The 18,658-nt window shown below is 68.5% G+C and carries 19 protein-coding genes; 10 read left to right on the forward strand and 9 right to left on the reverse strand.

The window, feature by feature from the left end; all coding sequences use genetic code 11:
* Positions 1–90: 90 nt before the first annotated feature.
* Entirely contained in the window at positions 91–1,050 is a 960-nt protein-coding gene (locus ACFQZV_RS01725) for a serine hydrolase (RefSeq protein ID WP_378751659.1), read from the reverse strand.
* A 44-nt stretch (positions 1,051–1,094) separates the two neighbouring features.
* The gene (locus tag ACFQZV_RS01730; RefSeq protein WP_378751661.1) at positions 1,095–3,113 is read right to left on the reverse strand and encodes a M13 family metallopeptidase; all 2,019 of its coding nucleotides are present in this window, start codon (positions 3,111–3,113) and stop codon (positions 1,095–1,097) included.
* A 95-nt stretch (positions 3,114–3,208) separates the two neighbouring features.
* On the opposite strand from ACFQZV_RS01730, the gene ACFQZV_RS01735 reads away from it, so the two are divergent.
* Positions 3,209–4,528: an MATE family efflux transporter gene (locus ACFQZV_RS01735; RefSeq protein WP_378751662.1), complete on the forward strand. Its 1,320-nt coding sequence runs from the start codon at positions 3,209–3,211 to the stop codon at positions 4,526–4,528.
* A 6-nt stretch (positions 4,529–4,534) separates the two neighbouring features.
* Here ACFQZV_RS01735 and ACFQZV_RS01740 read toward each other — a convergent pair whose 3' ends face one another.
* Positions 4,535–5,158: a TrmH family RNA methyltransferase gene (locus ACFQZV_RS01740; RefSeq protein ID WP_378751664.1), complete on the reverse strand. Its 624-nt coding sequence runs from the start codon at positions 5,156–5,158 to the stop codon at positions 4,535–4,537.
* A gap of 34 nt (positions 5,159–5,192) precedes the next feature.
* On the opposite strand from ACFQZV_RS01740, the gene ACFQZV_RS01745 reads away from it, so the two are divergent.
* Positions 5,193–5,828 carry a metal-dependent transcriptional regulator gene (locus ACFQZV_RS01745; RefSeq protein WP_378751666.1) on the forward strand — a complete coding sequence of 212 codons (636 nt, stop codon included), beginning with the start codon at positions 5,193–5,195 and terminating at the stop codon, positions 5,826–5,828.
* 26 nt (positions 5,829–5,854) lie between these two features.
* Here the strand turns inward: ACFQZV_RS01745 and ACFQZV_RS01750 are convergent, their stop codons facing one another.
* Positions 5,855–6,796, reverse strand: coding sequence for an SDR family NAD(P)-dependent oxidoreductase (locus ACFQZV_RS01750; protein WP_378751668.1), 942 nt, complete (start codon positions 6,794–6,796; stop codon positions 5,855–5,857).
* 69 nt (positions 6,797–6,865) lie between these two features.
* Here ACFQZV_RS01750 and ACFQZV_RS01755 point away from each other — a divergent pair, with 69 nt between their 5' ends.
* Together ACFQZV_RS01755 and ACFQZV_RS01760 are read left to right on the forward strand one after the other, a co-directional pair.
* Positions 6,866–7,675, forward strand: coding sequence for an HAD-IIA family hydrolase (locus ACFQZV_RS01755; RefSeq protein ID WP_378751670.1), 810 nt, complete (start codon positions 6,866–6,868; stop codon positions 7,673–7,675).
* A complete protein-coding gene (locus tag ACFQZV_RS01760; RefSeq protein WP_378751672.1) occupies positions 7,675–8,247 on the forward strand; it encodes a YdeI/OmpD-associated family protein in 573 nt (190 codons plus the stop codon). Before ACFQZV_RS01755 ends, ACFQZV_RS01760 begins: the two co-directional genes overlap by 1 nt.
* A gap of 257 nt (positions 8,248–8,504) precedes the next feature.
* Here the strand turns inward: ACFQZV_RS01760 and pyrE are convergent, their stop codons facing one another.
* Entirely contained in the window at positions 8,505–9,083 is a 579-nt protein-coding gene (gene pyrE, locus ACFQZV_RS01765; protein WP_378751674.1) for an orotate phosphoribosyltransferase, read from the reverse strand.
* 64 nt (positions 9,084–9,147) lie between these two features.
* Between pyrE and ACFQZV_RS01770 the strand changes: the two genes are divergently transcribed.
* On the forward strand, positions 9,148–9,675 hold the full coding sequence (locus tag ACFQZV_RS01770; RefSeq protein ID WP_378751676.1) for a DUF3060 domain-containing protein: 528 nt from the start codon (positions 9,148–9,150) through the stop codon (positions 9,673–9,675).
* 47 nt (positions 9,676–9,722) lie between these two features.
* Positions 9,723–10,562 carry an exodeoxyribonuclease III gene (locus ACFQZV_RS01775; RefSeq protein WP_378751677.1) on the forward strand — a complete coding sequence of 280 codons (840 nt, stop codon included), beginning with the start codon at positions 9,723–9,725 and terminating at the stop codon, positions 10,560–10,562.
* 10 nt (positions 10,563–10,572) lie between these two features.
* On the opposite strand, the gene ACFQZV_RS01780 is transcribed toward ACFQZV_RS01775, so the two are convergent.
* A complete protein-coding gene (locus tag ACFQZV_RS01780; RefSeq protein WP_378751679.1) occupies positions 10,573–11,154 on the reverse strand; it encodes a hypothetical protein in 582 nt (193 codons plus the stop codon).
* Positions 11,155–11,264: 110 nt separating this feature from the next.
* On the opposite strand from ACFQZV_RS01780, the gene ACFQZV_RS01785 reads away from it, so the two are divergent.
* From ACFQZV_RS01785 to ACFQZV_RS01800, 4 genes are all read left to right on the forward strand, one after another.
* On the forward strand, positions 11,265–12,530 hold the full coding sequence (locus tag ACFQZV_RS01785) for a sensor histidine kinase (protein WP_378751681.1): 1,266 nt from the start codon (positions 11,265–11,267) through the stop codon (positions 12,528–12,530).
* Positions 12,527–13,234, forward strand: a complete 708-nt coding sequence (locus ACFQZV_RS01790; protein WP_378751683.1) for a response regulator — start codon at positions 12,527–12,529, stop codon at positions 13,232–13,234. The genes ACFQZV_RS01785 and ACFQZV_RS01790 overlap by 4 nt, the downstream gene beginning before the upstream one ends.
* A 99-nt stretch (positions 13,235–13,333) precedes the next feature.
* Entirely contained in the window at positions 13,334–14,218 is an 885-nt protein-coding gene (locus tag ACFQZV_RS01795) for an ABC transporter ATP-binding protein (protein WP_378751685.1), read from the forward strand.
* A 38-nt stretch (positions 14,219–14,256) separates the two neighbouring features.
* Entirely contained in the window at positions 14,257–15,315 is a 1,059-nt protein-coding gene (locus tag ACFQZV_RS01800; RefSeq protein WP_378751805.1) for an ABC transporter permease, read from the forward strand.
* 55 nt (positions 15,316–15,370) lie between these two features.
* On the opposite strand, the gene ACFQZV_RS01805 is transcribed toward ACFQZV_RS01800, so the two are convergent.
* From ACFQZV_RS01805 to ACFQZV_RS01815, 3 genes are all read right to left on the reverse strand, one after another.
* Complete coding sequence (locus ACFQZV_RS01805) at positions 15,371–15,757, reverse strand: VOC family protein (RefSeq protein WP_378751687.1); 387 nt, start codon at positions 15,755–15,757, stop codon at positions 15,371–15,373.
* Positions 15,758–15,845: 88 nt separating this feature from the next.
* Positions 15,846–17,636: a glycoside hydrolase family 15 protein gene (locus ACFQZV_RS01810; protein WP_378751689.1), complete on the reverse strand. Its 1,791-nt coding sequence runs from the start codon at positions 17,634–17,636 to the stop codon at positions 15,846–15,848.
* Positions 17,637–17,809: 173 nt separating this feature from the next.
* Positions 17,810–18,589 (reverse strand): alpha/beta fold hydrolase, encoded by a 780-nt coding sequence (locus ACFQZV_RS01815; RefSeq protein ID WP_378751691.1) that lies wholly within the window; start codon positions 18,587–18,589, stop codon positions 17,810–17,812.
* Positions 18,590–18,658 lie beyond the last annotated feature (69 nt).

Genomic DNA, 18,658 nt, shown 5'->3' on the forward strand with positions numbered 1-18,658 from the left:
CTCTGCGGCGCGTCGCCGCCGGATGCCGGAAACCTCCGGTTGCTCCTGCGTATCGGCAACGGGACCGAAGAGCGGTGCGGAGAATCGTCGTCAGTACACGTATTCCATGAGATCGAGGCCGAGCGTCCGGAACGCCTCGTGCGCGCGCATCCGGTGCATGATCGACAGGTCGTCGAAGCACACGATGAGCGCATAGGAGACGCCCGCTCGCGGCCCCGCGAGGACCCCCGCCTCGACGCGGACGCCGTCCTCCCGCCCCGTCTTGTTGATGAAGAGCAGGTCGTGGGCGTCGTGATCGTGGGCGAAGGGGTCGAGTCCCGTCGCGGATGCCACCAGCGACAGGTCGTGGTTGAGGCTCAGCCATTCCGCGACCTGGGCGCTCACCCCCGCCGACACCGCGTCGGCATTGACGAGGGCGCGGAAGAGATCGGCGAGCTCACGCGACGAGCCCAGGGCGACATGGGGCGCGTCATCGGGACCACGGCGGTCGCGGAACCGATCCAGAAGAGCGGATCGCTCCAATCCCAACTGTTCGATCCGGGACCGTACGGCGGGCATGCCGACGCGGTCGAGCAAGGCGTTGGCGGCCAGGGCGTCGCCGGCGGCGGCAGCCAACACCGCGAGATCCGAAAGGGACAATGTCGGGGTCGTGAGGTGCTGCCACACACCGGCGACGCCGACGTCGTCCACCTGGGCGCGGTCGATGGACTCCTGCGGGTCGAGGGTGCCCGCCTCGAACCCGGCGGCGACCTCCACCAGCAACGGAACGATCCCGAGCCCGCCGACGGGGAGGGTCACGAAGTCGTCGCCCGCAAGCACCTCGGTGCCCCGATCGAGATCGGTGATCCGCACGGAGATCTTGGCGCCCGCGCCGGCCAGATCGTCGAGGGCCTTCAGCGTCGAGGTGAATGTCCGCCGCTCGGCGGCGGCGCGGCGCGGCAGTCGCCTCGTGGGGCGGTGCGCCCGCCGCAACGGTTGCGCGTCACGACGGGCTGACCCTGCGGCGGGCGAGGTCGCCCCGGTGTCTGAGGGTTCGGGAGGGGTACCCACGGGGTCCTTCCGTTATTGGGGGGAGGGGGAAGGATGCGGACGCATCACCAGATGGTGACGCGCTGCTCCGGTGCGAGCCACAGTTCGTCGGACTCGGTGACGCCGAACGCATCGTAGAACGCGTCGACGTTGCGCACGATCTGGTTGCAGCGGAACTCATTGGGCGAGTGCGGGTCGATGGTGAGCAATCGGATCGTCTCGGCATCGCGTCCCTTCTGCTGCCAGATCTGGCCCCACGACAGCAACACGCGCTGCACGCCCGTGTATCCGTCGATGACGGGCGCCTCGACGTCCGCGGCCTCTGAGTCGGCGTCGAACGTCGGCACACCTTCGGCGACCGACTCGGCACCGAGCGACAGTGCGTAGGCCTTGAGCGCGATTCCGAGACCGCCGAGGTCACCGATGTTCTCACCGATGGTGAGCGCCCCGCTGACCTTGTGGTCGCCCGGGAGGCCGGTGGGCGTGAGCTCGTCGTACTGGGCGATGAGCGACGCGGTGCGCTCCTCGAACGCGGCGCGGTCTTCGTCGGTCCACCAGTCACGCAGCGACCCGTCACCGTCGAAGCGGCTGCCCTGATCGTCGAAGCCGTGGCCGATCTCGTGCCCGATCACCGCGCCGATTCCCCCGTAGTTGGCTGCGGCATCCCGATCTGCGTCGAAGAACGGATACTGCAGGATCGCCGCGGGGAAGACGATCTCGTTCATCAGCGGGTTGTAGTAGGCGTTGACGGTCTGCGGCGTCATGAACCACTCGTCGCGGTCGACGGGCTTGCCGATCTTCGCCAGTTGACGGGAATGCTCGTGTTCGTTGGCGCGCCGCACGTTGCCGACCAGGTCGGTGGGATCGATCTCGAGCGAGGTGTAGTCCTTCCACCGAACCGGGTAGCCGATCTTCGGGGTGAAGGTGTCGAGCTTGGCGAGGGCCCGCTCGCGGGTCTCGGGACTCATCCACTCGAGTTCGGTGATCGACTGACGGTAGGCCTCGATGAGGTTGGCGACGAGTTCGTCCATCGCTTCCTTCGCGCGCGGCGGGAAGTGCCGCTCGACGTAGACACGCCCGATCGCCTCGCCCATCGCCGCTTCGGCGAGACTCACGCCGCGCTTCCACCGTTCGCGGTTGACGGGAACGCCGGTCAGCTGGGTGCCGTAGAACGAGAAGTTCTCTTCGACGAACGCGTCGGTGAGGAAGGGGGCGTTGGCGTGCACGACGGCGAATCGCAGCCACGCCTTCCAGTCCTCGAGGCGGTCGGCGGTCATCAGAGCGCCGAGGCCCTCGACGAAGCTGGGCTGGTAGACGTTGATCTCGGCGAACGCGTCGGCGTTGTCGGGGGCGACTGCGTCGAGCCACGGCTGAAGGTCGAACCCGATCATCGCCTCGACGTCCGCCCGCGCCGTGAGGTTGTACGTGGCCACCGCGTCACGGCTCTTGACGTTGTCCCAGTGATGCGAAGCGATCTCGGTCTCGAGGGCGACGATGCGATCAGCGGATGCCGCGGCATCCGCCACGCCCGCCAAGGCGAGGATCCGCTCGACGTGCCCCCGGAATGCATCACGCGTCTCAGCGAAGCTGTCGAGCCGGTAGTAGCTCTCGTCAGGGAGCGAAAGCCCGCCCTGCACGAGGAACGGGACGTACCGCTGGGGGTTGCCGGGGTCGGGTTCGACGTAGACGTGCGCGAAACCCGCGACACCCTCACGCTCGAGCACGCCCATCGTGCGCAGGAGTGCGGGGATCGAGTCGACCGCGTCGACGAGCGCAAGCTGTCCGGCCAGCGGTTCCGCACCGCGCGCGGCGATGCGCTCGGTGTCCATGAAGCTCGTGTACAGATCGCCGATCTTGCGCGCCTCGGTGCCCGCCTCGGCACTCTGGGACTCTTCGACGATGGCCCGGACGTCTTTCTCCGCCTGCTCGGCGATGAGGTGGAACGAGCCCCAACGCGCCTTGTCGTCGGGGATCTCGGTGCGGTCGATCCACGCACCGTTGACGTGGCGGAAGAGGTCGTCCTGCGGGCGGATGTCGGCGCTGAGCTCGTCGAGAGCGATACCGGAGGGAAGGGCGTCGGTCATGCGAACCAGGATAAGCGCCGAGTCTGACACCCGCGTGGGTGTCTGTGGGTGAAGAGTGGGCGAACGAGATCGGTCGTCGACCCTAGGCTCGGTGGGTGACCACCCCGACGCTCAACCGCGAGATCCTGCGCCTGGCGGTCCCGGCGCTGGGGGCGCTGGTCGCCGAACCGCTGTTCCTCGTCGTCGACGCCGCGCTCGTAGGACACCTCGGGGTGGTGCCGCTCGCCGGACTCGGCATCGCGTCGGCGGTACTGCAGACGATCGTCGGGCTGATGGTGTTCTTGGCGTACTCGACCACGCCCGCCGTCGCGCGCCGCTTCGGCGCCGGCGACCCGTCGCGGGCCGTGTCGGCCGGCATCGACGGCATGTGGCTCGCTCTGGGCCTGGGCGCGATCCTCGCCGTCGCCGGATGGTTCGCAACGCCGACGCTCGTCACGGTCTTCGGGGCGACGAAGGAGGTTGCCGCGCAGGCCGAGGCTTATCTGGGGCTCTCGATGTGGGGGTTGCCGGCGATGCTCATCGTGTTCGCCGCAACCGGCCTGCTGCGCGGCATGCAAGACACGGTGACGCCCCTGTGGATCGCAGGCTTCGGATTCGGGGCCAACGCGCTGCTGAACTGGGGGCTGATCTACGGGCTGGGCTGGGGGATCGCCGGCTCGGCGGCGGGCACCGTCATCGCCCAGTGGGGCATGGTGGCGGCGTTCGTCGTCATCGTCGGTCGCCTCGCGCGGCGGCACACCGCATCCGTCCGACCGCGGCGCGCGGGCGTCGGCGACTCAGCCCGAGCCGGTGGTTGGTTGTTCGTGCGCACGGTGTCGCTGCGCATGGCACTTCTGGCCACCGTCGCGGTCGCCACCCAGCTCGGCACCGACGAACTCGCCGGGTGGCAGGTCGCGTTCACGATCTTCTCCACGGCGGCTTTCGCCCTGGATGCCCTCGCCATCGCCGCGCAGGCCCTGATCGGGCGGGGGCTCGGCGCCGACGACGAACGGTTCGTGCGTCGCGTGCTGGCCCGCACGCTCGCATGGGGCGTGTGGTTCGGAGTCATCGTGGGGGCGCTCATCGGTGCGTTTTCAGGAGTGATCGGACTCGTCTTCACCGGCGACCCCGAACTCGCCGCCCTCGTCATGCCCGCACTGATCGTGCTGGCGGTCGCCCAGCCCCTCGCCGGAGCGGTGTTCGTGCTCGACGGCGTGCTCATCGGCGCGGGCGACGCCCGCTATCTCGCGATCGCGGGGATGATCAACCTGGTCCCGTTCTTTCCCGCGCTGCTCGCCGTGGCGTTCGCGCATCCGACCGGTTCCGCGGGCCTCACCTGGTTGGCCGTGGCGTTCTTCGGCGTCTACATGATCGCGCGAGCCGCGACCCTCGGCTGGCGCATCCGCGGCAGCGCGTGGCTCACCGCCGGGGCATGACGCCCGTCACGCCCAGCGGCGACACCACTCGTACATGACGACGGCACCGGCGGCGCTGGCGTTGATCGACCGTGTCGAGCCGTACTGCGTGATCTCGATGACACCGGATGCCGCGCCCACCGCGGCGTCTGAGAGCCCGGGACCTTCTTGCCCGAAGAGCAGGACGCACTCCTTCGGCAGGTCCGCACGGTCCAGGGCAACAGCCCCGTCGACGTTGTCGATCGCGATGATGGGGAGGGATGCCGCATCCGCCCACGCGGCGAACGCCGCGACGTCTTCGTGGTGACGCACGTGCTGATAGCGGTCGGTCACCATTGCGCCCCGCCGGTTCCAGCGTCGCTTGCCGATGATGTGCACCTCGGCGGCGAGGAAAGCGTTGGCGCTGCGCACGATCGATCCGATGTTCATGTCGTGCTGCCAGTTCTCGATGGCGACATGAAAGCTGTGCCGATGCGTGTCGAGGTCGGCGACGATGGCTTCCATCGTCCAATACCTGTACTGGTCGACGACGTTGCGGGTGTCGCCGTGGGCGAGAAGTTCGGTGTCGTAGCGCGGATCGTCAGGCCACGTCGACTCGCCTCCGGGCCACGGCCCGACACCGTGCGGGGGATGGGGGTCGGGCTCGTTCACCGAGCCAGACTAGCCCCGCCGGTACCCTGGAGGCGTGGGCTCTCCCGTGATCGACGACTATCTGAAGCGGATCTACCACCACACGGAGTGGCAGGATTCACGCATCACGCCGTCTCAGCTGGCCACAGAGCTCGGGCTCGCTCCGTCGAGCGTGACCGAAATGGTCCGCAAGCTCGCCGCGCAGGGGCTCGTCACCCACCGCCCGTACGGCCCGGTCTCTCTGACCCCAGAGGGCGAGAAACGGGCGGCGGCGATCATCCGCCGCCACCGCCTCATCGAAACATGGCTCGTGAACGAGTTCGGGTATGCGTGGGATGAGGTCCATGACGAGGCCGAGATCCTCGAACACGCCATCAGTGACCGCCTTCTGGAAGGCATCGACGAGCGCTTGGGGCGCCCGCGCTTCGACCCTCACGGTGACGCGATCCCCGATGAAAGCGGCGCCGTCGACCGTGCACCCTTCGTGTTGCTCTCGGAGGCGACCGCCGGCCATACCGGCCACGTCCTGCGCGTGAGCGATCGCGATCCTCAGTTGCTGCGCGTGGTCGAGGCAGCGGGTGTCTCGGTCGGGGCCGAGGTGGTGGTGCACGATCCGGGCGCGTTGGTCGTCGACGGCGCGCGCGTGGACCTGCCTCCCGAGGCGGCAGCAGCTGTCTGGCTCACTGCCTGAACGGGGCCGGGCGCGAGCCGACGGGCTCAGCGCTTTAGGGCCGAGCGGGGCCAGTACACGCCGGTGGCTTCTTCGGACACGTTCCACAGCCGCTCCGCCACCGCCGGGTCACGCGTCACCCGGGCCGGTTTCGCTTGCCGCGGCGCCCCGTGGGCGACGAACCGCGGGCCCCAGAACGACCCGCCTTCGACACCTGCGCCGGCGAGGGCATGCACGAGGGGCAGTGCGCCGCGTTCCTTCGACTGGCTGATCGGGCTCTGGAGGTTGTCCGCGAAGCGCGTCACCTGCGACGGCTCGTTCACACCGATGATGCCCGCGGTCCGACCGCTCGTCGAATAGCCCGGGTGCGCCACGACACTCGCGACGGGAATGGATGCGGCGCGCAATCGCCGGTCGGCCTCCAGCCCGAGGGCGGTGGTGGCGACCTTCGATTGCACATAGGCGCGCCACGCGGAATAGCCTTCCACCAGTTCGGGGTCGAGAGGTCGGTACGGCGAGATCGAGGTCGCCATGCTGCCCAGCCACACCATGCGCCCGAGGCCCGCCGCCAACGGCAGGAGCAGCTCGCCGGCGAGCGCGAAGTGACCGAGAACATTCGTCGCGAAGACGATCTCGTGGCCGTCGGGAGTCGTCTCCCGACGCGCGGGCGGGTGCACGATCCCCGCGTTCAAGAGCACGCCGTGCAGGCGTCCCCGCATCCGAACCGTCGCGGCCGCCGCACGCACCGAACCGAAGTTGCTGGTGTCGAGCAGCAACGTCTCGACGCGCTCGGGGTCAGCATCCGGAATTCGTCGCCGCACCGCCGCGCGCGCAGCGGCCAAGCGGTTCGGATGGCGGCCGGTCATGATGACCGTCGCTCCCGCCCGAACGAGGTGCTCGCTCGAGAAGTAGCCGAGGCCGGCGTTGGACCCGGTCACGAGAAAGGTGCGCCCGGTCAGATCGGGAAGGCTCCAGTCACCGTGTGCCACGCTTCGACCCTATCGGCGGCGCGCGCACACCGGCACCTTCGCGTCGGAGGGTCGCACTAGGCTGTGCGCATGCGCACGCGGGCCGACATCGAATGCTGGCTGACCGACATGGATGGCGTGCTCGTCCACGAGAACGCCCCGATCCGCGGCGCGGCAGAGTTACTCGAAGGTTGGCGCGATGCGGGCACTCCCTTCCTCGTCCTCACGAACAACTCGATCTTCACGCCCCGCGACCTGTCCGCCCGACTCCGGGCGTCGGGGCTCGTCGTCCCCGAACACGCGATCTGGACGTCGGCGCTGGCGACGGCCGACTTCTTGCACGCGCAGAAACCGGGCGGATCGGCATTCGTCATCGGTGAGGCCGGTTTGACGACGGCCTTGCATGAGGCGGGCTTCATCATGACCGAGACCGATCCCGACTATGTCGTCGTCGGCGAGACACGCAACTACTCGTTCGAAGCGATCACCAAGGCGATCCGTTGCGTGAGCGCGGGGTCGCGGTTCATCGCGACGAACCCGGATGCCACGGGCCCGTCGCGCGAAGGGATCCTCCCCGCGACCGGCGCGATCAGCGCCCTCATCACGAAAGCGACCGGGCGCGAACCGTATGTCGTCGGCAAACCGAATCCGATGATGTTCCGTTCGGCGCTCAACCGGATCGGCGCCCACTCGGAGACGACGGGGATGATCGGTGACCGGATGGACACCGACATCGTCGCCGGGATCGAAGCGGGCCTGCATACGGTGCTGGTGCTCACCGGGATCAGCGATCCGGCGGAGATCGACCGGTACCCGTTCCGCCCCGACGAGGTCCTCGACTCGGTGGCCGATCTGCAGCCGGAGGCCGGCGCAGAGGTCGAGTTCGCCGAGGGGCTGTGATGGGCGCCCTCGACGAGGGAGAACGAGTGGTCGCCGAGGACGCCGCCGCGTGGCGCGCGTGGCTCGAGGCCAATCACACCCGCAAGGCGGGGGCCTGGCTCGTTCGGCCGCGGCCGGGTGTCGAACTCGACGTCGTCGGCTATGAGGACGCGATTCGTCACGCGCTGTGTTTCGGATGGGTCGACGGGCCCACGAGGTCGTTCGACGACGTGATCGGGGGCCTCTGGTTCTCGCCGCGACGCCCGTACAGCGGGTGGGCCGCGACGAACAAGGCGCGACTCGAAGCGCTCGAGGCGGAGGGCCTCATGACGGATGCCGGGCGGCGCGTCGTCGAAATCGCGCGCGCGAACGGCTCATGGACCGTGCTGGACAACGCCGAGGCCGGAGTCGAACCCGATGACCTCGCCGCCGCGCTCGATGCCTCGCCCGACGCCCGGCGACACTGGGATGCGTTTCCGCGGTCGGCGCGCAAGCTCGGGATCTCGCACGTCGACCTGGCTCGACGCGACGAGACCCGCGCGAAGCGCATCGCGAAGCTGGTGGCCGATGCTGCGGAAGGACGACGACCGTGATATCCGGAATCGAACAGAACCTCATCTACGCGACGGGGGTGATCGTCGTCGGCGGAACGCTGGTGGTCCTGATCTGGCAGTGGTGGCGCAACCGCGGCAACGACGACTGAACTGCCGCGGCGGTGCGGGCCGACGGCGGTGCTTCGGTCGGCGCCACACTGGCCGTGCCGGCCGGGGCCGCACTTCCGGCCGCGCGGGCCGCGTCGGGCATCCTGCGGTGTCGCCACCGTGACCGGGATGCGGAGACCGCGCGTCGACTACTGCGGGTCGAGGCCGAGGTCGTCGAGGTCGACCGCCGCGAGCCACGTGAGGCCCTCGGCTTCGACGGCGGCCTGTGCGCCGGTCTTGCGGTCGACGATCACCGCGACGGCAACCGGCTCGGCGCCCTCGCGCCGCAGCGCCTCGACGGCCTTGAGCGCCGACTGGCCGGTCGTCGACGTGTCTTCGACGACGACGACGCGCTTGCCCGCGACATCCGCCCCTTCGACCTGGCGACCGCGGCCGTGATCCTTCGGTTCCTTGCGGACGACGAATGCATCGAGCGGGCGCGGGGTGCGCGAGGACTCGTGCATGATCGCGTTGGCGATCGGGTCGGCGCCCAGCGTCAGTCCGCCCACCGCGACGATGTCGTCGACCTCCCGAATGAGGTCGAGCATGATGCGGCCGATCGCGGGTGCCGCACGGTGGTCGAGCGTGAGCTTTCGCATGTCGACGTAATACGTCGCTTGCTTGCCACTGGAGAGAGTGAAGTCGCCGTGGAACACCGCCTCGTCTTCGATGAGGGCGATGAGATACTGCCGATCGGCTTCGAGCTCGGGCGTGGACGCGAGGGTCATGCCCCGAGTCTACAAATCGCGCAAGGGGGTCGGCGAGAGTGGCCGCGCCTCGTAGATTCGGCACATGACTCTCCGACCTCGCCTGCTCATGGCGGCGCTCGCAGCCGCCGGTCTGCTCACCCTCACCGGATGCGTCACCGTCCAGGTCGACCCGGCACCGACGCCCACTTCCGATGCCGAACCGGATGGAGAGGTGAACGCTCCGGACGACACCATCGGGTCCTGCGTCGACGGCGTGCTTCTGATCGCCGGCTCGACGGACGACGCCGATGTGAGCGGCGAGTGCTCGACGGTGCGCATCGAGGGGACAGACCTCGAGGTCGATCTGGACGATGTCACCGTGGAGACCATCGAGATCCGCGGTGACCGCATCGAAGTCGACGCGATCGACCCCGCGTCCGTCGACATCGAAGGCCAGGAGAACGACGTCGACGCCGACGAACTCGGAACCCTTTCGATCGCCGGTGACCGCAATGCGGTGGATGTCGACGGGGACCTCGGCTCGGTCCGCATCGACGGCAACGACAACGACGTGGAGGCCGCATCGATCGGCAGTATCACCGACAACGGCGACCGCAACCGCATCCGCTGAGTGCCCGCATCCGTCGCCGGGACCGGCCCCACCGTAGGCTGGACCCCATGCGCCTGGCCACCTGGAACGTCAACTCCATCCGTGCCCGCGTCGACCGGATCGTCGACTTCGCCGTGCGCGAGCACATCGATGTGCTCGCGATGCAGGAGATCAAGTGCAAGGTCGACCAGTTTCCGTTCGCGGCGTTCGAAGATGCCGGTTTCCACGTCGAGGCCCACGGCTTCTCGCAGTGGAACGGCGTGGCGATCGCCAGTCGCGAGCCGATGACGGACGTGCGGCGTGCCTTTCCGGCGATGCCCGGGTTCGCGAAGGGTCACGAGGGTCCGGATGCCCCGCAGGAAGCCCGCGCGATCGGTGCCACCATCGACGGCGTCGAGGTGTGGAGTCTGTATGTGCCGAATGGACGCGCACTCGGTGACCCGCACTACGACTACAAGCTGGACTTCCTCGCGGCGCTGACCGGATACACCCGGGACACGCTCGCGGCGAATCCCGACCTTGCTCTGGCGCTGGTGGGTGACTTCAACATCGCTCCGACGGATGCCGACAATGGTGATCCGACGATCGTGCCGGGCTTCTCGACCCATGTCTCACCCCCGGAGCGCGAAGCCTTCGCAGGCCTGGAGGCAGCCGGGCTTCACGACGTCGTGCGCCCGCTCGTCCCCGAAGGCTTCACGTACTGGGATTACAAGCGACTGCGTTTCCCCCGCAACGAGGGTCTGCGCATCGACTTCATCCTCGGCTCGCACGCGGTCGCCGACGCGGTCGCGGGCGCGACGATCCACCGCGATGAGCGCAAAGGCGAAGCCCCCAGCGATCACGTTCCCGTGGTCGTCGACCTCGACTTCGCCGGGGCCGACGATGACGACCGCCCGATGATCTTCTGAGACGGGCGGTTCACTCCGGCTCCGGCGTGCAGTTCGCCGGTTCGGCGTTGCCGCTGATCGCGAAGTCCTCGCACGTCAGGAAGTGTTCCTGGTTGAGCCCCAGGATGTAGGAGGCGACGGCGATCCCCAGCACGACGCTCGCGATGAGCCACCGGGCGCCCGGGCGCGTCTCGGCGGCGAAGTCCGGCCAGACGATCCTCACCAGCACCCACAGGGTGAAGGGGATGCCGAGCAGCACCGTGGCGATCGCGGTGAGGTCGAGCAGCGCCACCATGAAGTCCTCCGTCTCACCGACCACGAAATTGAGGACGAGCCACGCGGTGGGAAAAAGCAGGACGAAGGCCCGCGCGAGACGTGCGCCGATCGGTCGGCGCTCGACGAGCACGAACACGAACGCCGCCGTCGAGGCCGCCCACAGCACCATGACGTCGTCGAAGAAAATGTCCTTCCACACTGCCAGCGTGAATGCCGGCCACCACACGATCGCCGACATTCCGACCATCACGACGCCGATCGGCACATCGCGGCGGCGCTCCGCGAGGTCGCGACGGCGCCGCGCGGGCGCGGCGGGCGTTTCGGGGGTGTCGGCCACATCCGCACGCTATCGAGGCCTCCCCCCGCACCCCGCTTTCCCACGCCGCGCGACGCATTCTCCCCCTGTGGGCGGATGCCGCGCCCACGTCGGGTGCGTACCGTGGTGCCATGGTCGACTCTCGCCCGCCAGTTCGCTCTCGAGAACCCGTGGATGCCGCGGGTCTGCGCGCCGACGTGTGGCTCGCAGCGGCCCTCCTCGTCGGAGCCATCCTCAGCGCCGCGCTCGGTTCGGTGGCGGGACTCTACGGCACCGAGACGCAGAGCATGGGGTGGGGCGTCGCCTACGCCGTTGCGCTCACCGCGCCGCTCGCCCTGCGTCGCAGGTATCCGTCGGTGGTGGCTGTGATCGTCGCCGCGGCGTTCATCGCCGGCGTCTCCCTGCGGATCCCGGAGGTTTACGTCGGCAACGTCGCGATCTTCATCACGATCTACACCGTCGGGGCCTGGGTCGAGGACCGGCGACGGGCGACCCTCGTGCGAGTAGCGATCATCGTGGCGATGTTCGTGTGGTTGTTGATCACGATGTTCCAGGCTGCGACCGCCCCGACCGACGAGGGGTTGTCGCGCGTGGGGGCGTTCTCACCGTTCGTCGCCTACATGCTGATCCAGTTGCTCGTGAACGCGGCGTTCTTCGGCGGCGCTTACTACATGGGTGAGCGTGCGTATGGGTCGGCGCTGGAGCGCACCGCCCTGAAGGAGCGCACCCGGGAGCTCGAAGCAGAACGCGAGGTCACCGCGGCGCAGGCGGTGGCGCTCGACCGGATCCGCATCGCACGCGAGCTGCACGACGTCGTCGCGCATCACGTGTCGGCGATGGGGGTGCAAGCGGGCGCGGCCCGCACGGTGCTCGCCAAAGATCCGGATGCGGCGCGCGCCGCCCTCACCGGCGTCGAAGACTCCGCTCGCGCTGCGCTCGGTGAACTGCGTCAGCTGCTCGAAACGCTCCGCACCCCGGGAGGCGACGCGGTGGACGGATCGACCGTGCAACTGGCCGACCTGCCCGCGCTCGTCGCCCACGCACGGGACAACGGGCTCCCGACGACGCTGGAGATCGTCGGCGACGCACGGGAGCTTCCCGTGCTCGTGCAGGTGAACCTCTTCCGTATCGCGCAGGAGGCGCTCACCAACGCGCGCCGCCACGGTGGCGATGACGCGGCGGCCGACGTCCGTCTGCGCTATGGCGCGGACACCGTCGAACTCGAGGTGGCGAACACCGGCCGTCTGACCCGGACGGGGGCGCGCACGGGGCTCGGAATCGTCGGTATGCGCGAGCGTGCCGCCGCCTCCGGAGGCACGATCGAAGTCGGGCCCCGCTCTCGCGGCGGTTTTCTCGTGCGCGTCAGCGTGCCCGTGCGCGAAGCGGTGCCCGCGTGACCGATCCGATCCGGGTGCTCCTCGTCGACGACCACGCGGTCATGCGTGCGGGATTCCGTATGATCCTCGAGGCCGAGGACGAGATCGTCGTCGTGGGCGAGGCCGCCGACGGTGCCGACGCGGTGGTTGCGGCGGCCGAATTGCTTCCGGACGTCATCTGCATGGACGTGCAGATGCCGGGCGTCGACGGCATCGAAGCGACCCGCCGGATCGCGGACGACCCCGAGATCGACGCGGCGGTCGTGATCGTGACGACGTTCGACCGCGACGACTACCTGTTCGAGGCGCTGGAGGCGGGGGCGAGCGGCTTTCTGCTGAAGAACGCGGGACCCGAGGAGCTGGTTGCGGCCGTGCGCGTCGCAGCGGCGGGCGATGCCCTGCTCGCCCCCGAGGTCACCCGCCGTGTGATCGCGCGGTTCGCGGCGGCGGAACGGGTTTCGGCCGCCACCACCCGGACCCCGACCCCCGACGCCGCCAGGATGTCGGGACCGCAGAGCGGGGCGCCGCTGCCCGTGACCTTCACCGAACGCGAGACCGAAGTGCTGCGGCTGGTCGCGCAGGCGATGAGCAACGCCGAGATCGCCCGTGAGCTGTACATCGGCGAGGCGACGGTCAAGACCCACGTATCGAATGTGCTGCAGAAGCTCGGCGCCCGCGACCGGGTCGCCGCCGTCGTCTACGCCCACCGCCACGGCCTGGCCTGACGCATCCCCCTCGAGGGGGATGCCGGGAACCCGCCCGGCGGGGGATCCGCCCTCGACTGCGCCTGCCTAGCGTGGAGGCATGGACCTCAGGAGGGACACATGCTGAGCCTCAACGGCATCACCAAGAGCTACGGCACTCACCGCGTGCTGGACGACATCACCTTCGATGTGCGCCCCGGCCGCCTCACCGGCTTCGTCGGGGGCAACGGCGCCGGGAAGACGACGACGATGCGCATCGTGCTCGGCGTCCTGTCCAAGGACGGGGGTGAGGTCACCCTCGACGGCGTGCCGCTGTCGGCATCCGACCGCCGCTCGTTCGGGTACATGCCCGAAGAGCGCGGCCTGTACCCGAAGATGAAGGTGCTCGAGCAGATCGTGTACCTCGCGCGCCTGCACGGGTACTCGAAGACGGATGCGACGGGCCGCGCAACGGCGTTGCTCGAAGAACTCGGGCTCGGCGAGCGTCTGGGCGACAACATCGAAACCCTCTCGCTCGGCAACCAGCAACGGGCACAGATCGCAGCGGCGCTCGTGCACGAACCGCAGGTGCTGATCCTCGACGAGCCGTTCTCGGGGCTGGACCCTCTGGCGGTCGAGATCGTGGCCGGTGTGCTCCAGGAGCGTGCGGCGGCCGGCGCCGCCATCCTTTTCTCGTCCCACCAGCTCGACGTCGTCGAGCGCCTGTGCGATGACCTTGTCATCATCGCGGGCGGAACGATCCGAGCGGCCGGCGCCCGCGACGCGCTGCGTGAGCAGCATTCGACGCGTCGCTACGAGCTGGTGTCCTCCGGCGACGCCGGGTGGCTGCGCGAGGAGCCGGGCGTCGAGGTGCTCGACTTCGACGGCGGGTATGCCCTCTTCGACGTCGACACCGCAGAGCGGGCTCAGCAGATTCTGCGTCGCGCCGTCGCCGTGGGCGATGTCGCGAGCTTCGCCCCGCAGCATCCGACCCTCGCCCAGATCTTCAAGGAGGTCATCCAGTGAGTACCACCGCACCGTCCGCTCCCGGGTTCGCGCAGAGCATGTGGCTCGTGGCCGAGCGTGAGATCGGCTCGAAGCTCCGCAGCAAGGCCTTCGTCCTTTCCTTCGCGTTCCTGTTCGTGCTCGCCCTCGCCGGAGTGATCTGGGCAGGCATCGCGGCGGGGAACAGTGGCGGGGGGACGCCGGTCGCCGTGACATCGGATGCCCGGAGCCTGCTTCCGTCGGATGCCGGCCTCGACGTCACCGAAGTAGCCGATCGGGCCGAAGCGGAAGCGCTCGTTGCGGCCGGCGATGTGGATGCGGGGATCTTCGCCGATACGTCGTCGCCGACGGGCTTCACCGTCCTCGGTGAGAGCGATGTGTCATCGACACTGCTGCTCGGATTGTCCGTGCCGCCGAATGTCGAGGTCCTCGACCCGTCGAGCGCCTGGAATTTCGTCGGATACATCGTCGCGATCGCCTTCGGCTTGGTCTTCTTCGTGTCGGCGCAGCTGTTCGGCACGACGATCGCGCAGAGCGTCGTCGAAGAGAAGCAGACGAGGGTCGTCGAGTTGCTCATCTCTGCGATTCCGACCCGCGCGCTGCTGGCCGGAAAGGTCATCGGCAACACCGTCCTGGCGATGGGGCAGATCATCATCCTCGCGGCGATCATCGTCATCGGCCTGACCGTCACGGGTCAAAGTGAGCTGCTGCGCGGCATCGGCGCGCCGATCGTCTGGTTCGCGATCTTCTTCCTTTTCGGGTTCATCTTGCTCGCGGCGCTGTTCGCGGCAGCGGCGGCGCTGGTGTCGCGGCAGGAGGACATCGGGTCGGTGACCTCGCCATTGGTCCTGTTGGTGATGGCGCCGTACTTCCTGATCATCGTGATGTGGAACAACCCGCCGGTACTGACGGCGATGTCTTACATCCCGTTCTCAGCGCCGGTGGGGATGCCGATGCGCCTCTTCCTCGGCACCGCCGAATGGTGGGAACCGCTGGTGGCCCTGGTCATCCTCTTGCTGACCTGCATCGGCGCGATCCTGCTCGGAGCGAAGATCTACGACAACTCGCTGTTGCGCATGGGGGCGCGCGTCAAGCTCATGGACGCCCTCCGCGGCTGACCCGCGCGCGGATGCCGTGACCCGCGCGCGACGAGCGGGGCACGGCATCCGGCGGTCACGCGGTCTGCATCACCGCGAGGACGTTGCCGGCCGGATCACGGAACCAGGCGATGTCGGGGCCTCCCCCGGCGCCGCGCACGATCCCCTTCTCGTCGGAGGGGAAGTCCGCGTCCGGGTAGATCTTCGTCTCCACGCCTCGTGATCGCAGCTCGTCGACTGCGGCCTCGACGTCGGCCACCGCGAAGTTCAGGATCGTGAAACTCGCCGGCTCGTGGGCATCCTTCGGATAGATCATGACGACGGCGCCAGAAGCAAGACGCAGATGCAGGAACCCCATCTCGTTGTCGTCGACGTCAAGCCCCAGGGTGTCGCGATAGAACGAACGGGCTGCGTCGATGTCGTCGACGGAGAAGCCACTGAATACATCGGCGGTCGCGAACATGAGATCCTCCTCGGTGGTGTCGCGCTCTCAGGATCGCGCCGCCCGGACCGAAAGTCGAGGGGTCGGACGCGCAGAGTCCGTCGACGCGTCAGTCCCGCAGGGCCGCGCGGCCGGAGTGTCCCGCCAGAGCGTCGGCGGCCCGCACGAGAGCGAGGTGGCTGAGCGCCTGCGGGGTGTTGCCCGCGTGGCGACCGGCGTGCACGTCGTACTCCTCGGCGAGCATTCCGACGTCGTTGGCGAACGAGCAGAGACGGTTCATCAGCGCGGCCGCGTCGTCGTGGCGCCCGCTGCGCGCGTACTGCTCGACAAGCCAGAACGAGCATGCCAGGAATGGGTGCTCGTCACCGGCGAGTCCGTCGACGTCGGTCTCGGTGAGGTAGCGCAGCACGAGTCCGTCCCGCACCAGCGTGCGCTCGAGCTCGGCGACCGTCCCGAGCATGCGCGGATCGTCGTAGTCGCAGAAGCCCACCTGCGGCAGCAGGAGGAGGGAGGCGTCGACCGCCGTCGTGTCGTAGTGCTGAACGAAGTGGTTGCGTTCCGCATCGAACCCGTGTTCTTCGATCTCGGCGCGTAGCTCGTCACGCAGCCGCTCCCATGAATCGACGTCGCCGGCGAGGCCGTATTCGCGCACGGCGCGCACGCCGCGATCCAGCGCGGCCCAGATCATCACGCGTGAGTGCGTGAACATACGGTCCTGGGCACGGATCTCCCATATGCCGCGATCTGGTCGGTCCATCGACGCGATCGCCTGCGTCAGGAGCGCACGCTGCAGGGGCCACGAGAACGCGTCCTCCTCCACGCCCGCAGCGCGGGTCGCTTCGAGCGCGACGAGCACCTCACCGATGACGTCAGCCTGAAACTGCGACACCGCGCCGTTTCCCACTCGCACGGGTGCAGCCCCGTCGTACCCGGGCAGGCTGTCCATGACACGCTCGGCGAGGTCACGCTCCCCGCCGATGCCGTACATGATCTGCACGTCGGCCGGGTCACCGGCCACGGCGCGCAACAACCATGAGCGCCAGCGCTGTGCGGTCCGCAAGAATCCGTGTGCGAGGAGGGCCTCGAGGGTGAGGGCGGTGTCGCGCAACCACACGTAGCGGTAGTCCCAGTTGCGGGATCCACCGAACGTCTCGGGTAGCGACGTCGTGGCGGCGGCGATGACCCCGCCGGTGTCTTCGTGGGTCAGCGCCCGCAGCACGAGCAGGCTGCGCACGACCTCGGCGTGGTGTGGGCCGGTGTGCTCGATGCGGTCCGCCCACTCCTGCCACCAGACACGGGTGGTCTCGAGGGCGACCCCGACGTCGAGGCGCGGCGGCAGCTGCTGATGCGAAGGGAACCAGGTCAGGACGACGTCGACCCGTTCCCCCTCTCCGACGACGACCGTTCCGATGTGCGCATGATCATCGCTCGTGAGTCTCGCGCCTCGCACCACGAGAGCATCCGGACCGGCGACGGCGAGGAGTGTCGGCTCTGGCGCGTCGACGCGACGCACCCACGGCATCGATCGTGCGTAGTCGAAGCGGATGCGCAGCTCTTGATCGAAGACGACCGTCCCTCTGATGCCGACCACCCGGCGCACCAGATCCGTCCGCTCACCGTCGGTGGGCATGCAATCGTGCACCTCGGCGACCCCGTCGGCGGTCTCCCATCGCGTGATGAGGGTGAAGGTGTCGCCGTCATAACGCCTGGTCGATGTCGCGCCGGGGTCCGCGGGGCGCAGGCCCCAGCATCCATGGTCTTCGTCACCCAGCAGAGCGGCGAAGATCGACGGTGAGTCGAAGCGGGGAGCGCACATCCAGTCGATGCGTCCGTCGCGGGAGACCAGTGCCGCGGTGCGACAGCTGCTGAGCAGTGCGTAATCCTCGATGGGTGCCGGCATCTTCCCGATTGTGTCAGCGATGCCACACCGGTGACAGGGCGCACGGATCTGGGTTCGATCCGCGCGATCACGGGATCGGCCGCGCCCGGGGGGCCGACGTCAACGCTGCACGTGTCTACGACAGCGGCGGTGTGCCTGAGGCCGCACGATGCGGCCCGAACCCGCTGTCGCTGTCAGGTGGCGGAGCGATGCTCCTGTCCCGCGAACTGCCTGACGCGATCGACGAACCGGTCGGGTTCGATGAGATGCGGATAGTGCGACTTCTGCCACACCTCGTACTCCGCGTGTGGGATCTCTCCCTGCAGCCAGCGAACATACTCATCGCCTGGGTCGAGCCCCGCGATCACGAGATACGGAACGTCGTCGGGAAAGTCGAGCATCTCGTCAGCCGTTCTCGCGAGCTCTTCGGGTGACTGGGTCAGCATGATCGACCACACCCCCAGCACCACCTCGCGTCGCGGCGTTCGAAGTCTGCCCAGCCGCTTGCGCTCGTCTCGACTGAGTACACCGCTCATCGAGCGGAACATGCTACCCACGAGCACCGGGAAGAGCGGGCTTCTGAGCAGCGGTTCCATCTTCTTGACCCGGCCCTGCATGTCGCTGAGCGCCAGTGGCTGGTCGACATTGATGACGCCTGCCGTGGGGAACAGAGCGCCGTAAGCGGTGGCGATGATCCCGCCCATCGAGTGGCCGATCACCAGCGGCACGACGCCGGGACGCACCGCTTCGACCGTTGCGTGCACGTCTGCGGCGAGCGTGCGCGGATCGTACGGACCGCGGACCGCGGACCCGCCGTGCCCGCGCACATCGACACGGAGAACTTCGAAGTCGGTGGTGAGATCCACCGGGTCCCACGCTTCCTTCCGCTCGGTGATGCCATGGATCAGCACGACCAGGGGACCAGCACCGCGAATGTCATACGACAGGGTCAGGGGGAGGGTGGGGTCAGTCATGGAGCAACCGTAGGGTTCGGGTGCCGGGTCCCGCACTTTACACGCCTACACAGCGACAAATGCGTCGAC

Source organism: Microbacterium koreense (assembly GCF_042677105.1).
GTDB lineage: Bacteria > Actinomycetota > Actinomycetes > Actinomycetales > Microbacteriaceae > Microbacterium > Microbacterium koreense.

Excerpts from the sequence above, each read along its gene's own strand:
- ACFQZV_RS01770 (WP_378751676.1), top strand. The coding sequence starts at position 9,148 with ATGACTCTCCGACCTCGCCTGCTCATGGCGGCGCTCGCAGCCGCCGGT.
- ACFQZV_RS01800 (WP_378751805.1), top strand. The coding sequence starts at position 14,257 with ATGTGGCTCGTGGCCGAGCGTGAGATCGGCTCGAAGCTCCGCAGCAAG.
- ACFQZV_RS01760 (WP_378751672.1), top strand. The coding sequence starts at position 7,675 with ATGGGCGCCCTCGACGAGGGAGAACGAGTGGTCGCCGAGGACGCCGCC.
- ACFQZV_RS01775 (WP_378751677.1), top strand. The coding sequence starts at position 9,723 with ATGCGCCTGGCCACCTGGAACGTCAACTCCATCCGTGCCCGCGTCGAC.
- ACFQZV_RS01795 (WP_378751685.1), top strand. The coding sequence starts at position 13,334 with ATGCTGAGCCTCAACGGCATCACCAAGAGCTACGGCACTCACCGCGTG.
- ACFQZV_RS01730 (WP_378751661.1), bottom strand. The coding sequence starts at position 3,113 with ATGACCGACGCCCTTCCCTCCGGTATCGCTCTCGACGAGCTCAGCGCC.
- ACFQZV_RS01810 (WP_378751689.1), bottom strand. The coding sequence starts at position 17,636 with ATGCCGGCACCCATCGAGGATTACGCACTGCTCAGCAGCTGTCGCACC.
- pyrE (WP_378751674.1), bottom strand. The coding sequence starts at position 9,083 with ATGACCCTCGCGTCCACGCCCGAGCTCGAAGCCGATCGGCAGTATCTC.
- ACFQZV_RS01805 (WP_378751687.1), bottom strand. The coding sequence starts at position 15,757 with ATGTTCGCGACCGCCGATGTATTCAGTGGCTTCTCCGTCGACGACATC.
- ACFQZV_RS01755 (WP_378751670.1), top strand. The coding sequence starts at position 6,866 with ATGCGCACGCGGGCCGACATCGAATGCTGGCTGACCGACATGGATGGC.
- ACFQZV_RS01815 (WP_378751691.1), bottom strand. The coding sequence starts at position 18,589 with ATGACTGACCCCACCCTCCCCCTGACCCTGTCGTATGACATTCGCGGT.
- ACFQZV_RS01785 (WP_378751681.1), top strand. The coding sequence starts at position 11,265 with ATGGTCGACTCTCGCCCGCCAGTTCGCTCTCGAGAACCCGTGGATGCC.